General features: G+C 42.3%; 11 protein-coding genes. 4 read left to right on the top strand and 7 right to left on the bottom strand.

All coding sequences use genetic code 11. The features are described from left to right. Positions 1-23: 23 nt before the first annotated feature. The 4 genes from KHM83_RS12815 to KHM83_RS12800 all read right to left on the bottom strand — a co-directional run bounded on the left by KHM83_RS12815 (position 24) and on the right by KHM83_RS12800 (position 4,607). A complete protein-coding gene (locus KHM83_RS12815; RefSeq protein ID WP_213237421.1) occupies positions 24-1,208 on the bottom strand; it encodes a SpoIIE family protein phosphatase in 1,185 nt (394 codons plus the stop codon). Then, complete coding sequence (locus KHM83_RS12810) at positions 1,208-2,920, bottom strand: [Fe-Fe] hydrogenase large subunit C-terminal domain-containing protein (protein ID WP_213237420.1); 1,713 nt, start codon at positions 2,918-2,920, stop codon at positions 1,208-1,210. Before KHM83_RS12810 ends, KHM83_RS12815 begins: the two co-directional genes overlap by 1 nt. A 5-nt stretch (positions 2,921-2,925) precedes the next feature. Next, the gene (locus tag KHM83_RS12805; protein ID WP_213237419.1) at positions 2,926-3,165 is read right to left on the bottom strand and encodes a (2Fe-2S) ferredoxin domain-containing protein; all 240 of its coding nucleotides are present in this window, start codon (positions 3,163-3,165) and stop codon (positions 2,926-2,928) included. 332 nt (positions 3,166-3,497) lie between these two features. Next, entirely contained in the window at positions 3,498-4,607 is a 1,110-nt protein-coding gene (locus tag KHM83_RS12800; protein ID WP_213237418.1) for a GGDEF domain-containing protein, read from the bottom strand. A 271-nt stretch (positions 4,608-4,878) separates the two neighbouring features. Between KHM83_RS12800 and KHM83_RS12795 the strand changes: the two genes are divergently transcribed. The 3 genes from KHM83_RS12795 (at position 4,879) to KHM83_RS12785 (ending at position 7,023) form a co-directional block, all read left to right on the top strand. Further along, positions 4,879-6,051, top strand: coding sequence for a cation:proton antiporter (locus tag KHM83_RS12795; RefSeq protein WP_213237417.1), 1,173 nt, complete (start codon positions 4,879-4,881; stop codon positions 6,049-6,051). 13 nt (positions 6,052-6,064) lie between these two features. Next, complete coding sequence (locus KHM83_RS12790; RefSeq protein WP_213237416.1) at positions 6,065-6,427, top strand: hypothetical protein; 363 nt, start codon at positions 6,065-6,067, stop codon at positions 6,425-6,427. Positions 6,428-6,657: 230 nt separating this feature from the next. After that, positions 6,658-7,023 carry a rhodanese-like domain-containing protein gene (locus KHM83_RS12785; RefSeq protein WP_213237415.1) on the top strand — a complete coding sequence of 122 codons (366 nt, stop codon included), beginning with the start codon at positions 6,658-6,660 and terminating at the stop codon, positions 7,021-7,023. Between the two features lie 152 nt (positions 7,024-7,175). Here KHM83_RS12785 and KHM83_RS12780 read toward each other — a convergent pair whose 3' ends face one another. Further along, complete coding sequence (locus KHM83_RS12780) at positions 7,176-9,485, bottom strand: methyl-accepting chemotaxis protein (RefSeq protein ID WP_213237414.1); 2,310 nt, start codon at positions 9,483-9,485, stop codon at positions 7,176-7,178. A gap of 44 nt (positions 9,486-9,529) precedes the next feature. Continuing rightward, positions 9,530-9,985, bottom strand: a complete 456-nt coding sequence (locus tag KHM83_RS12775) for a GNAT family N-acetyltransferase (protein ID WP_213237413.1) — start codon at positions 9,983-9,985, stop codon at positions 9,530-9,532. 223 nt (positions 9,986-10,208) lie between these two features. Here KHM83_RS12775 and KHM83_RS12770 point away from each other — a divergent pair, with 223 nt between their 5' ends. Then, entirely contained in the window at positions 10,209-11,810 is a 1,602-nt protein-coding gene (locus KHM83_RS12770) for a peptide chain release factor 3 (protein WP_213237412.1), read from the top strand. A 137-nt stretch (positions 11,811-11,947) separates the two neighbouring features. Here the strand turns inward: KHM83_RS12770 and KHM83_RS12765 are convergent, their stop codons facing one another. Continuing rightward, positions 11,948-14,497, bottom strand: coding sequence for an HD domain-containing phosphohydrolase (locus KHM83_RS12765; RefSeq protein WP_213237411.1), 2,550 nt, complete (start codon positions 14,495-14,497; stop codon positions 11,948-11,950). Positions 14,498-14,854 lie beyond the last annotated feature (357 nt).

The following is a 14,854-nucleotide window of genomic DNA, read 5'->3' as shown; positions in this document are numbered from 1 at the left end:
GCCTCTATCATTATGCATCTAATTTATGCCTCTCGCTGGTTACTAAAATCGCCATCTATGAAGAGCATTCGCGCCTGCTTTCCCATCGTGGAAAGTTCTTCGATCAATTCCTTGACAACATTGATCTTGATACCTAAGTCCTTTGGAAAATCCGGATTCTGATGCGCGGGATTGATGGCATGTCCAACCCAGAACTCAATATTGGTTGCATCTTCAATAAAGAGTTTCAGCAATCTGGTCACACCGTCCTTTTTGCTGAGATCCGGTTCTTCACAGGTTCGATTGATCATTTTTAATTTACTCAATAACATTTTTAACGTCAAAACACCTTCTGTGACAAGATCAACGCCCTTAATAAAACCAATTGGCGGTATCTTAGGATCACAGTATTCCAGTGTCGTTTCAACAGTAGCATTCAATTCTCTTGCAACAATATTGGCAGCCGTCCCGCCACAAACCACATGTTTGCCAATAGAATTCATAAACTGATCGACAATCGCTTTATCTTCTCTCGGCGATATTGGAGGACCTGTAAGGACATTAATATACTGCGGTTCTCTAATCATCACTGTTACAGCAGTCGTATCATCGCCGGGCGATTGATCATACAGCTTATTGCAGGTATCAATCAGTCGACGGTTGAGGTATTCTGACGAGTGATGCAGCTGGTCTTCCAAATATGCCGCGACATGCGACCATTCCCAGCCATGGTTTAAAAGGACACCGACGCCAGCGTGGATAACACCGTCGCTGCATAGTACCAATGTATCGCCTACTGCCAGTTTAACCTGAGATCGTTTCAGTTTTTTCCCAGACAGGATGAGTTCTGTTTTTTCAAGTGCAACCATTTTCTGATTGCGCATGAAGAAAATCGGCGGGTTGTCAAACTCAATCATTCGACAATTGAGCTCGTTGTCAATTTCAATAATGCTAAATGTCGCATATCCGATTTTTCTGACGGAACAAATCGGCAATGTGTTGATAATGGTATCGATGGTATCATCGAGTTCTGCCCCGCTTCGCAGCATCGTCATCACGATCTTCGTCGTCACTGTCGCGAGTATATTTGCTTTGACGCCGCTGCCCAAGCCGTCGGCTAGGACGATGATCGTTCTGTCTTCTGTCTTTAAAATCTCAACTTTGTCACCGCATAACTCCTCGCCGTGCTTATTGAGAGAATGATGGGCGACATCAATGAAATGGTGCATTATTCGCCTCCATTAATCAGTACCAGCTGCTTAAGTTTGTTGAGACCGACTTTTGTATCAGCCGTGGTCTCTCCGAGCAAACTGGCAATTTCCTGAGCAACGCGCATTTGTTTTTCGATGACGGCCTGGCAGGTGATCATCGTCTCGCGCTTGACGCGTTCAAGCTCTTCTTTACTGTGTTCTGCATCAGTAATATCTGTAAATATGCCCACGAGGATGTTGCCTCCCTGAATGCTGACGACATTTGAAAAGAAGGTACGCTCTACCTCTGGGACATAGATTTTTTTACTCATTCGATGATGTTGGTTTTCCGTAATCTGGTCAAAGATCGGATCGTCAATAAAAGCCGCAATTGGCCAATAGGTTAATTTGATTTTTGAAGCATTGAATATCTCATTAAATGCAGGGTTAACTTCCTGAATACGCCTCTCGCTGTCCAAGATGCAGATCGCATTGGGGCTGTTGTCAAAAATAATGGCTTGGAGGCTTTCTGCCTTATGCCGTAATCTGTCTAAACACATGTCAATGCTTGAATGGCCTTTCACGATGGCAACTGCTTTTTCATAACAGGAAGCGTATCCGCATGCGCCGCAATTGAGCTGGTCTTTTTCCGTATATTTGCCCATTTCGATAAGCACTTCGGCGATTTGATGCTCGTTAACAGCCAAGTTGGAAACATCTTTTGCTTTAAATGTTCTGTTAAAGCAATTGCTTTCTGTCGTTACCGGCAAATACGCAACTGTTTCGGGGCTCTGAACGACATAGTGTTCCAGTCTGTCCCGTCGTTTGTAGACATTGCCGGATTCTGTCGGCATATCGGGACCATTAATACAGCTGTTCGTACAAATATTGAGTTCCACACAGTAACCTTTCAGTTCACCTTTTGAAAGGGAATCTAAGAAGGTTCGACAATTTTCTATTCCGTCAACATGCATATACTGATACTGTGGATTGATTCGCGTTTTCAGATCCTTTTTCCACAAGCTGCCCCCAAGCGGATAGGATTTCCCTCGACGCGTTGTTGGCGTGTCAAAGGAAATCGGTTCGCAGGCATCTAGCGTAATATGCATTTCAGAGAACCAGTTTTCAAGTTCTTTAAACGTAATAACCGCATCAATGCTATCTTCAATTTCTACAGCTTCAGCTTTCTTAGCAAGACATGGTCCAATAAACACGACGACAATATCATCACCGTACCGCGTCTTTAAGTCAAAACCATGTGCAAGCATTGGTGAAACAACCGGAATCACATAAGGCAGTACTTCAGGGTAATAGCGTTGAATAAGATCATTGCTCGACGGGCAGCAACTGGTAATAATATTATCGAGTTTGCTCTCACTAATACGTGTCTCATAGAGTTCTGAAATGATTTCAGCCCCTCTTGCCGTTTCTTCAACCTTGAAGAAACCAAGTGTTCTTAGAGCACTCGCCATTTGTCCCGTCTCCTGCATTTTAAAAGCACCTGCAAATGACGGCGCAATGGACGCGACAACACGTTTCCCTGCTAAAATAGCGTTTTTAACGTATTGAAGATCAAGCTTAATGGTCAATGCACCATGTGGACACTGTAATTGACAAAGACCGCATTTAATACAAAGATCATCAATAATGTGCCGACGGTTTTTCGTAAAGGCAATGGCCTTTGTCGGACAAACTCTCAAACATTTAAAACATTCATCACATTTTTCCACGTCGAATTCAATGAATTTCATAACGATTACCCCTTCATACGTTGATTTATGATTCCTTCAATTGTTTCAGGTGTCGCCGAAATAATGTCCTCCTCATCGATTTGCACAGAGACCGCCTCTGCACATTTCCCCAAGCAGAAGGAGGACTTTAAGTTGATTTGATTTTCCAAACCGTGTTTCGTGATATACGCTTGCAGCGTCTTGATCACATCATAAGAACCTTTAAGATGACAGGCACTTCCGATACACACTTTGATTTCCATCATGAAATCTCCTCCATTGTATTGTATACATTATACATTATCTACATCGTTAATATTATCACAATACTTAAAGTTTGTAAATTCCTTCTTTCAAAATTTTTCTTTTTAAATTATGACATTTTCGTCATAATCGCAGCGGACTAATGATCTCTTTTGGCGACAAACCTCCCACTTAATGACAATTGATCCGATTAGCCACGTTGATATTATGTCTTTTTTGTAACATTTAGATATGCAAACTTTAGCGATTTCAGAACGAACTATCATACGAATCAAATAAATTGTTAATATTTTAACATTATATCATAAAAAAAAGAATCTCAATGTATCCTTTTTTATATATTCTCTTGACTCTCAAGCATCATGCGATTCTTCGATTCGCTTTTGGCTTTATAAAGCATGGCATCTGCTCTGTTCAACACATCGTCAATGCCGTCATATGGATAGAAACGACTCATCCCACCGCTAACAGTCACGGTAAAGTCCTTAAAATCAGTAATTGCCTGTACTTCCTGCCGCAGGCACTCAATAATAAGTTTGCTCTCTGCATGCGATATATCATTGAGAATAATCACAAATTCATCCCCACCATACCGTCCAACATAACCATTTTGCGCAACGACTTCGCGCATAATAGCGCTAACCTTCCTCAGGACCTGATCGCCGGTTACATGTCCAAATGCATCGTTGATTGTCTTAAAATTATCAATATCTACAATGGCAATATGGACTTGGTATGCCATTAAATCTAAATGACTTTTTATTTCTTCAAGCTTCTGAAAAACATAACGCCTGTTATAAACACCCGTCAATTCGTCTGTTACAGTAATATCTGTCAAAATGCGATTCTTCTCTTCCATAAGATTACTGTATTCCTGAAGCTGTCGCTCCTCTTTCCGGTGTGCATTGGAGAATAGGACAAGTATAGAAATCGTCGTGATCATTGCCACGGGCACTTGAAACAGCGAATCAATCCTAAAGACGATATCGTCAGCATTTGTCTGCGAAATCGTCTGTACGTATTCATAATAAAGCAGTCCAATGACGATGGCAAGTTCTGAAAAAATAAAGAAAAGACGGCTTTTTCCCTCAAGCACCAAGCAGATCAAAACAGTGATTAAAAAAAGATATGACATCGTAGAATACGAATTGCCGCGTGTTAACAGCCAGCCGTTGGGTAAAAACAGATAAACGATTTCAAAAAAAATTACATTACGCACATATTTCGCACTACCGCCTCTAATTTGGTAAACAAATGCGAGAACCGTTGATGCGAAAAAAACAAACCATTTGTAATTCGCATCAAAACGAAAGCCAATGGCATTATTGATAACGACGTTGACAATAGACAGGATCATGCCAAAGACCAACAAGATCGCAAAGAGCTTATCTTCAAGAGTAAACAGCCTGACTTGCCGTTTGATATATGCAAAGAGTGCTTTCAATTTTCTCCACCTTTATTAAAAAACAGGCCTTTTGTACGACCACTATATAGTAGTATTCTACACATTTAAAAGTTATAATACCAGTCTCAGAACAAATTTTTACATTGATTAGGAAATTTCATCATCTTAGCCTGCATTTCCACTATCTTTTAGGCATCATCATCTACCGCTACGTAAGATTTATTTTAAATATCTGCCACAGGTGTTGCATTTTTTTTGGAAAAGCATAAAATGGAATGTATGATTTTATCGTGTTAAAGGAGTGTTTCTCATGAATCCGTTCATACGAATCGGTATCGCAATTATTTTCGGGGTCTTGTGCGGCAAAGCCATGAACAAGCTCAAGGTTCCCTCTGTGGCAGGCTATATCATCGCCGGCCTCATCTTAGGCGTTTCAGGATTTAATCTTTTAAATGCTGATGCCATCAGTCAATTTTCCTCAATCAGTGATTTCGCACTGTGTATCATCGCTTTTAATATCGGCAGTGAACTCGAACTGTCTGTTGTAAAAAAACTCGGCAGATCAATTTTCGTCATTGCGCTCTGCGAGGCCTTGGGGGCCTTCTTCTTTGTAACATTGATATCTTACGCGCTTACACAAAAACCCGAAGTCGCACTGATCTTAGGATCTGTTTCAGCAGCAACTGCCCCCGCCGCTACGGTAATGGTTTTAAGAGAGTATGGTGCAAAGGGCCCACTCGCCAGTACACTGATGGGTGTTGTTGCCGTGGATGATGCCATCTGTCTTATTATCTATGCCATGGCTGCATCGGTTGCTAAAGTTTTTGTCAACCACGATGTCATCACCTTGAACAAAGTCCTCTTTTTGCCACTTGAAGAAATTATCGTCTCAATCGTCGTTGGCTGCTTGATGGGCATCGTTCTGACATATCTACTCAGACTGTCGAAAAAAGACATGGAAATGCTGCCGTTTATTATTGGCGCACTGCTATTAATGGACGGTATGGCCACGACATTCCATTTGTCACCGTTGCTTTCAGCCATGTCACTGGGCATTATTGTCGCCAATCTTTCTTCGAAAAAGCACAAGGCCTTTTCGCTGATTGAAAACTTTTCACCGCCAATTATTGCTGCTTTCTTCATTTTGGCAGGTGCACGCTTGAACATTTTTTATATTCCGCAAATCGGACTGCTGGGCATCGCATACTTCCTTTTCAGAATTATAGGCAAAGTTTCAGGTGCTTCACTTGGCGCTACAATATCAAAAGCACCTAAAGTTGTTAAACAGTATATTGGATTTGGCCTGCTCTCCCAAGTGGGTGTTGCCGTCGGTCTCGCGATTACCGTTAGTCGCGAGTTTCCAGGAACAGATTTGGGAACACTGGTGGTTACCATTTTGCTCGCAACAACCATTGCGACTGAAATAATTGGTCCTATGATGACGAAATACGCCATCACAAAGGCCCATGAAACAAATATTTAGGATGGAGGTTCCCATGAATTACGCATTGTTTCTAATTCTAAATGATCTTTCCAAGTTGGAGGCCATACACAACATTTTTTTTGAAGTCGGCTGCGGTGCAACCACACTTGACAGCATCGGCATGGGCAAAGTACTTTTAGAAAACAATATTAACATCCCCGTCTTTGCCGGCCTTCGAAAATTGGTTGACGGCGACAAACCATACAACAAGACTATTATCAGCGTTATTCGCGATGAGGAAAAACTGAACAAAGCTGTATCGCTCATCAAAAAAGAACTGCGCATGGACGAACTCAATAAAGGGGGAATCGGCTTTATCTTTGTCGTACCCGTCGTCGAATGTCACGGTTTTAAACTTGAAAATCTCGAAAATTAACAACAAGGGAAATTGCATAACAGTCTTCAGCTGATCTTTCACCAAAATGATGCAATTTTTTCAACCGTATAACACAACTTTTGTTACTTTCATTCAAAATGGCCTTTGATTCAATTCAAAGGTCTTTTTTGTTCCCTATTTTTAATGTTATCCTTTTCAAACAAGCAAAAAAGTGTTATGATAACCATACCCCTATGCAGGGGGGTATAATAAATTGGGAGGCATCACTTATGTATAATATTATCGCAGTCGTCATCGCCATCATACTCTATCTGCTCTATCAGAAGTGGTCGACACGAAACATTAAAATGGTAACTGGTACTGAACTCGAATCCATGCTTTCAAAAAATAAAAAGGGGCTTCAGCTTATTGATGTCCGAACCTCAGAAGAGTATAAACAGCATCATGTCAAAGGTTTTAAAAACATTCCACTGGATCAGATCCGCAGTCGATTAAAAGAAATCACACCGGATAAACCCGTCGTCGTCATGTGTGCCTCAGGCAGCAGAAGCATTAAAGCATGCAAAGTACTCAGCAAGGTCGGTATGGCAGACGTCATCAACCTTCGCGGCGGCATTGCCGCTTACAGAGGTTAGGCCACATCATCAATCAATTCATATTGCATTGCAGATTTTAAACAATCCGCTAAACATTAACCCGGCATTTCAAAAATGCCGGGTTTTAAATTAAACAATACACTTTATAAATCTTTCCGTTGATTGAACCGTAAAGCAGCGATGCTAAAAGCTTATGAATCAAGTATGAACTGTCCCATGAGTTCACTCATTTTCTCTGATTGCCGGATAAGCGACTCCGAAGCATTTGCCGTCTTTTCAGCTGTCTTGGAACTAATATCTGTTGCAATGGAAATCTGTTCAATACCTGAAAGAATCTGCTGACTCGTATCCGACTGCATTTGTGACGTGCGCTTGATTTCTTCAATCAGACTGGTTACGCGCTGCATATCCGCCTGTATCGCACGTAAATCTTCAGCAGTCTCTCCCGTTTTAAGCTTGCTCGTCTTGATATCGACAAGTGACTGTTCGACCAGCGCTGTCGTCTCTTCAACAGATGCCGCACTTCGGACAGCGAGATTCCGAACTTCTTCTGCAACGACGGCAAAGCCCTTCCCGTGCTCACCGGCCCTGGCTGCTTCAACCGCGGCATTAAGCGCCAGCAAATTCGTTTGAAGTGAAATTTCGTTGATCACGGAACCGAGTTTTAAAATAGCCGCTGACGATTCAGATAGCTTTTGCATAGACTGCTCTAATCCAAGCATACTCTGATTGCAGATTTCCGTTTTGGTATCCACTTGCTTAATCAGTTCGTTTGCTTTTGCCGTATTGGTGGCATTGTTGTGGATCTGATTAGCAAAACCGTCAACTGACTGCATGATATCACGAATTGAGGCACTCTGCTCTGTAGACGCCTGAGACAATTCATGACTTAATACCCCTAAACTTTCAGCGGCGCCATCAACTGCTCTTGAAGAATCACGCGTTTGATTGAGCACATATCGAACACTGCCGACCGTTTGATTATAAGCTGTCTTTAAGTCAGCCCATTCACCAAGATAACCCGAGTCAATGCGTTTTGTATAATCACCCGTTGCCATATAGCTCATCTGTGACGTTAGATCATTCAGAACGAGTTTCATGCTATTGACTGTATCATTCAACGCATCTTTGATAATCGCATGATCACCCCTGTAATCGCCTTCAACGCGACGATCAAACTGTCCGGTAGCAATATTGCCGAGAACCGCAGCTGATTCATTAATCGGTTTAATAATGAGATCGAGCAGACAATTGATGTTGTCAAGCGCCATTCGATATTCGCCGCGCAGCACACGGCTATCACTTCGCGCTTTCAAATCGCCCATTTCTGCCGCATGGATAAGCAGTTTAATTTCCTGAATAAGACTTTCTACTGATTCTTTTATTTGAAGCAGACTCTGCATCAATACCTTAAAGTCACCTTCATACGCTTCTTGTACTGTCACATCCAACTGACCAACCGAAAGCGCTTCACCCATATGAATGATTTCCTTAATGGGCATTTCATACTGATCTAAAATTTGATTGACCTGTTCGAGCAAGGCTCGCCATCGACCTTCAAATTTCACGATTTCGGTTCTATCACTCAGCGCACCCTTTGCCACAGAAAGCGATACCATATTTATTTCCGTAAATAGCGCATCAACATTGTCAATCAATGCATTTTGCGCTAAGCTCAGCGTATCCGTCTCGAGTACATCGACCGCTTTGGTAACCGCCTCTCCTTGTGAAAGCGCCAACAATTGCGCAGCGCTCTTGTTGATATGCGTCAAAACCTGATTGAGCGATTTCACCAGTCTTCCAATTTCATCGTCGCTCCCATGTTCGATATGAACCGTATAATTGCCTTTAGCAACTTCTTTTAGCGCCGAATCAATTTCTGATATCGGACGAATGACAAATTTTTTCAAAATGCTGATGACAATGACAAATAAAACCAGCGATAATATCCCAAATGTGATCTGAAATCGCTTAAGGTGTGCCACTTTTACCTGCGCACTGCTTTGAAGAGCGGTGACAAGGCTATTGGATTTTGCGAGCAACGCATTATTGTTTTCGTATATGTAATGAAGTGCCGCCGAATCATCCGCTTCAATGAGCTGAACAGCCGATCTCTTAAACGGCGTCCAGATGTTTCTAATTTCCTCTAAATAACTTTCAAAACCCACTAATGGTTTGATCGCCGAACGCGTCCCATCTGTGTCAGTGACTTCGCCGCCCTCTTCAAACCCTTTAAGCGTCTCATCAAAGAGCGTCATGGCACCCGTTACTTCTGCCTGCACAGATTCTTTTGAAGCTTCATCTAAAAAATCACTGTGCAGGAGCAATAGATTTTTACTTATTCGCTGGCTGAGCATACGCTGGCGTCCTGATATATTAACCAGTAGCGCATCCTGTTCCTGTTCTTCTAAAATGCTGAATGTAAACAAAATACTTGCGTAAAATAAGGCAACAAACAGAATGCCCGAAAAGATAAGCCGGCTCTGTATGGATTTCAGCATAAACCATCCCCCTTTCAAGATAGTCATATCCCATTTTGTGCCTTCTAATCTTTTTTTAGTACTTTCTTCATGCGAATATCACTCTTAAGGTCCTTAATTTCTAAAAATCCCAATTGTCGATAGAGCTTTATTGCAACGCGATTGCTCTTTTTTACTTCAAGCATCACTGCATGGGCTTCCGGAAAAATTTTTTCGCCAAATAGAATGCCCGCTTCAATAAAAGCATAGCCTTTTCCTTTGCCGCGTAGTGCTGGTGTTAAAGCCAATCCAATTTCAAAATCTTTGCCGCGGCGATAATACTCAAATAAACCAATTAGCTGCGATGCCTCATCCAACACGGCATACCCCAGACAGTTTCCGGGGCCCTTAAGCACTTTGTCACCACGTTCATAACTTTTAATATACGCGCTCATATCAACCTTGCCTTCTGCCTTTGACATCATCCAGCGTGAAATAACCCTCACCTGCTGAATATTGAGCAATGAAAATCCATAGGCCATCTGCGTCACCTCTGTACTCTATTGATGAATTTGTCGTACGATAATTGCCCCCTTCACACCTCACGGCTTTTCTTACAGCAATCAATGAGATTATAGCACCACAATGACCTTGTGCGCTACTTTAATTCTCTAAAAATAAACAAAAATTATATTGACAGGTATAGCATTACGCGATACCCTTTATAAGGTTGCACTTACACTTTATTAGAAATTTGAGGTTAATATGTCTGAAAAGTTAAAACAAATCGCAAACGAAGTTACCCGCAGAAGGACTTTTGCGATTATATCCCACCCCGATGCCGGTAAGACAACCCTTACAGAAAAATTTCTGCTCTTTGGCGGTGCTATTCGTGAAGCGGGATCTGTCAAATCCAGACGCGCTCAAAAGTATGCCGTCTCAGACTGGATGGAAATCGAAAAGCAACGGGGCATTTCCGTTACGTCGAGTGTTCTTCAATTTGAATACGATCATTGCTGTATTAATATATTGGATACCCCTGGGCATCAGGACTTTAGTGAAGACACCTATCGTACCTTGATGGCAGCTGATTGTGCCGTCATGGTTATCGACAGTGCCAAAGGCGTCGAAGCGCAGACCAAGAAACTTTTTCACGTCTGCAAAATGCGCGGCATTCCTATTTTTACCTTTATTAATAAAATGGACCGCCAAGGTCTTGATCCCTTCGAACTCATTGAAGATATCGAAAAAGTTCTCGATATTCGGTCGTGTCCCATCAATTGGCCAATTGGTGCCGGCAAACACTTTAAAGGTGTTTACAATCGTCAAAAGAGTCAAATTGAACTATTTGGCGAGGGCAATCACGGTCAGAGCAAAACCAAAACGATCGCCGGGGATTTGGATGATCCAAAATTTGAAGAACTGCTTGGTACCTCCCTGCATCAGCAATTGCTTGGCGATATAGAACTGCTTGATGTCGCTGGTGATGCCTACGATTTAGAACGCATTCACGCCGGCGATTTGACACCTGTCTTTTTCGGAAGCGCATTGACCAACTTCGGCGTTGAACCGTTTCTGCAAGATTTCTTGAAAATGTCGTTGCCGCCGCGGCCTCGCGAGAGCAACGAGGGTGAAATTTCGCCGACATCTGAAGATTTAACGGGCTTTATCTTCAAGATTCAGGCAAACATGAATCCCGCACATCGCGATCGTATTGCCTTCCTCAGAATTTGTTCCGGCAAGTTCGAAAAAGGCATGACAGTTAATCATATTCGCTCCGGCAAAAAAATCAAGCTTGCACAGCCACAGCAATTTCTCGCGCAGGACCGCATCATCGTTGAGACAGCATATCCGGGCGATATTATCGGTCTTCACGATCCGGGCATTTTCAATATAGGCGATACACTGAGCGAAAAGAGCACGACCATGGCTTTTCAGGGTATTCCCTCTTTTGCGCCTGAGCATTTTGCAAAAGTGACCATCAAGAATTCGCTTAAACGGAAGCAATTCCTGAAAGGTATTCAGCAGCTTTCGGAAGAAGGGACCATTCAAGTCTATAAACGGCCGAACATCGGTGTGGAAGAACTAATCGTCGGCGTCGTTGGCGTTCTTCAATTTGAGGTTCTCGAGTACCGATTAAAACATGAATACAATGTCGATATGCTCATCCAAACGCTTTCTTATCGCTATATTCGATGGATTGATCCAAAGACTTTTAATCCAGATAAGTTTTCCATTACCATGGATACACTGCTGGTTCAAAATGATCTGGAACAGCCAGTCTTACTCTTTCAGAACGAATGGTCCATCAATCAGCTCATCGACCGCAACAAGGGGCTCATCCTGCATGAGACATCACTTTATTAATAGGGTTCCTAAAATAAAAGGGCACCGTTCAACAAGATGTATCACATCCTGATGAATGAGCCCTTTTTTAGTGCTAACCTGTGTATTTATTTACTTATCTGCCGACATGGCTGTCATCCTCACGCGGATGTTTGACATCATGCTTCTTCCCACTCCAAAATCAGCTGAATAAAAACGTCGACGATTTCCGGATCAAACTGTATCCCCGAAAAGCGCTTTAATTCGTCAATGGCTTCAGCAACGGAGAGCCCCTGTCGATAACTGCGGTTGCTCGTCATGGCATCATAGGCATCGGCAATTGATATAACACGTGCCAAATAGGGAATCGCTTCCCCCTGAAGCCCTTTTGGATAGCCTTTGCCGTCCCAACGTTCATGATGTGCCAATACGTGACTTGCAATCTCTGAAAGATCATTGACGGAACTTAAGATGCGATAACCAATCTCAGGGTGTCTTTTCATGATTTCGTATTCTTCCGGCGTCAATTTTCCCGCCTTATTGAGTATCTTATCGTCAATGGCAATCTTGCCGACATCATGTAAAAGTCCCATCATGCGAAGCGCATCTAAATCACGCTGCTTTAAGCCCAAGGCCTTTCCCAGTGCATAACTGATCTCGCTCACGCGCTTAGAATGCTGTTCTTCACGCTTGCTCTTCTCATGCAGTGTATTCATGATTGTATTAATCGTCTTACCGCGAATACTTGGATTTTCATTAAGTTTATGTTTAAACATGAAATCTTCGGCTTCTTTCAGCACTTGCTGCATTGGCATCTCAAGAGACATCCGCTCTGCCCATCCAATCGCGAGCGAAAGTTGAAGCTCTCCAAGTTTCTGCGTCTTGCACAGCTTCCGGATATTTTTCGTCAATCGCTCTGTCAGATGGCCTTCTGTCCGCTCTAAAACAATGGCAAATTCATCGCCGCCGATCCGAAACACCGGGGCTTCAACAGCCGCTGCCTGCGTTTTTAAAAAATCAGCCGTCATCTTGAGCATCCGATCACCCATTTCATTGCCAAAAGCATCATTTATGAGCTTCAGTCCATTAACATCAACCATAATCAGCGACAGCGGCAATGCAGATTCTTTGTCGCACTTAGCAATAACCTCTTCAAAATGTCTGCGATTAAAAACATCCGTCAAATAGTCGTGTTTACTGACAAAATCGAGATGCTTTTCTCTGTCAACACTGGTCGTTATATCTGTATAAATACCATATCCACCAATCACTTTACCGTCAAACTTTATTGAGACGCCTGTGATCCGCACGTCGATCGGCTCTCGTTCTTTATTGTACCGAACCGATTCAAAATCTACCAAATCGCCTCGAAAAACATCTTCCGTTCTTAGAAAAGCTTCCGAATCCATTGATTGTGCAACAACTTCATCCAAGTTCACACCATAAACCTCTTTTAAAGTATAGCCAAAGAGCGTTTCAAATGCATTATTAATATCGATAATCCGATGATTCTGATCAAACATGGCGATGGCATTTGGTGAATTTTTAAATAAGGCTTCGAAGTTAAGTTTCTGCATCGAAACTTCCTGCTCTACCGCTACCATCTGGCTGAACGAAGCCTCCAATTCTTCATTGAGTGCATGCAGCTCCTCTTTGTCTGAACTGATCTGTACGACATGCATTTGAATTTTGTATAACAGTGCATTAATCTGTTTTTGGACGCGTTCAAAGAGACCGTTGTCGCCAAGGTTTATCGTATAGGTTTCCGACAACGATTCAACATCAATTGCCGCAATTTGATTTTCTAGATTTACAAGGGGTTGTACAACATGTTTACGCTGCAAGGCCAGAAAGGCGAGAAAAGTGCCAATGAGCAAAATAATGAGAAGGCTTACCGCAATTCTCAGATCTTTGGCATGTGCATTATGGGCAGTCATCGGTGAGAAGCTCAATAAGTGCCAATCAGTTCCTCTAATTGCATAATTTAGAAAAAAGCCGTCTGTTCCAGCGATGACGGCATCAAGGCTCGTATTTTGACGATTAGATTCATCAAGCTGTTCGTAATATTGCATAAGCTGTGAAAAGCCAACACCACCATCGATCATACCAAACTGAATAATGCTATTGTCGTCAGAATCGACGAGGTATGAAACACCGCCAATTTCAGAAGTAAAATCTTCCAGCGCCGTTTCAATGGTCTCGATGAGAATATCACCGCTTAAAACACCCATCAGCTTTCCGTCTTCATAATAGATCGGTATGGCAATACAGACAACAGGTTCGCCTGTGTAAGCATCTTCAAACGGCTCTGTCAAGATACTATGTCCGGCTTCAACCGCCTCAGCATACCATGGCCTAACGGTTAGGTCGAAACCAGGCGTTGGCGTCCAGTCGTGTGAAAACCAAAGTGTTTGATCCGGCATACCAAAATAGATTGATGTAAATGTTGGATTTTCAGCAACGGTTTCAATAAACAGTTTTTTTATTGCTTCAGCTTTTGAAGGCCCTGCCGTTTGGATCACGTCTTTAAGACCTTCTAAAATCGTCCGATGCGTAATCGCCCAGTGATCGATTTCACTATTAATGCGATCTGAAGCCTGAGAAATCCTCATAGAGACTTCTTCATCAATATAGGCATCTGCTTTATAATAATTGACATTAAGTATAAACAGCGACACGACCAACAATGCAATAATCGTCACATAGATCGTTTTAACAACTCGATTCATTAGGGCGCTCCTAAACGTTCAAAGACAGTATTATCTTCATAAAGCACAAATACTGCTTTGCAATGATGCAAGCATACAAAAAATGGCACAGCCGTAAGCTGTGCTTTTCGATAATGATTATTATTTTATTCTAGCGAATCCCGCTTTACTTGTCAAACAACAGTTGTGCTCAAAGTCGACAGTTGTCGTTTTTATTTTATACGTATGCGCACTATTTCGAATTATTTTCCAATAAGTAGGGCTTGCTGAACGGATCAGAATCCAATTACAGCAGCCAGATTTTTGATTCGTAATGCAAAAATTAATCGAATCCAAAATTGAGACAAAAAGGACCTTAGCTTCCGATCCAAGTTCATT

Source organism: Fusibacter paucivorans (assembly GCF_018390735.1).
Taxonomy (GTDB): Bacteria; Bacillota; Clostridia; order Peptostreptococcales; family Acidaminobacteraceae; genus Fusibacter; species Fusibacter paucivorans.
The sequence above is the reverse complement of the archived record's forward strand: the minus strand, read 5'-3'. Positions and strand labels throughout refer to the sequence as shown.

What these genes read in the sequence shown, in the direction of transcription:
- KHM83_RS12790 (WP_213237416.1), top strand. Translation starts at nt 6,065, where the DNA reads ATGAATTACGCATTGTTTCTAATTCTAAATGATCTTTCCAAGTTGGAG.
- KHM83_RS12805 (WP_213237419.1), bottom strand. Translation starts at nt 3,165, where the DNA reads ATGATGGAAATCAAAGTGTGTATCGGAAGTGCCTGTCATCTTAAAGGT.
- KHM83_RS12765 (WP_213237411.1), bottom strand. Translation starts at nt 14,497, where the DNA reads ATGAATCGAGTTGTTAAAACGATCTATGTGACGATTATTGCATTGTTG.
- KHM83_RS12770 (WP_213237412.1), top strand. Translation starts at nt 10,209, where the DNA reads ATGTCTGAAAAGTTAAAACAAATCGCAAACGAAGTTACCCGCAGAAGG.
- KHM83_RS12785 (WP_213237415.1), top strand. Translation starts at nt 6,658, where the DNA reads ATGTATAATATTATCGCAGTCGTCATCGCCATCATACTCTATCTGCTC.
- KHM83_RS12780 (WP_213237414.1), bottom strand. Translation starts at nt 9,485, where the DNA reads ATGCTGAAATCCATACAGAGCCGGCTTATCTTTTCGGGCATTCTGTTT.
- KHM83_RS12795 (WP_213237417.1), top strand. Translation starts at nt 4,879, where the DNA reads ATGAATCCGTTCATACGAATCGGTATCGCAATTATTTTCGGGGTCTTG.
- KHM83_RS12775 (WP_213237413.1), bottom strand. Translation starts at nt 9,985, where the DNA reads ATGGCCTATGGATTTTCATTGCTCAATATTCAGCAGGTGAGGGTTATT.
- KHM83_RS12810 (WP_213237420.1), bottom strand. Translation starts at nt 2,920, where the DNA reads ATGAAATTCATTGAATTCGACGTGGAAAAATGTGATGAATGTTTTAAA.
- KHM83_RS12815 (WP_213237421.1), bottom strand. Translation starts at nt 1,208, where the DNA reads ATGCACCATTTCATTGATGTCGCCCATCATTCTCTCAATAAGCACGGC.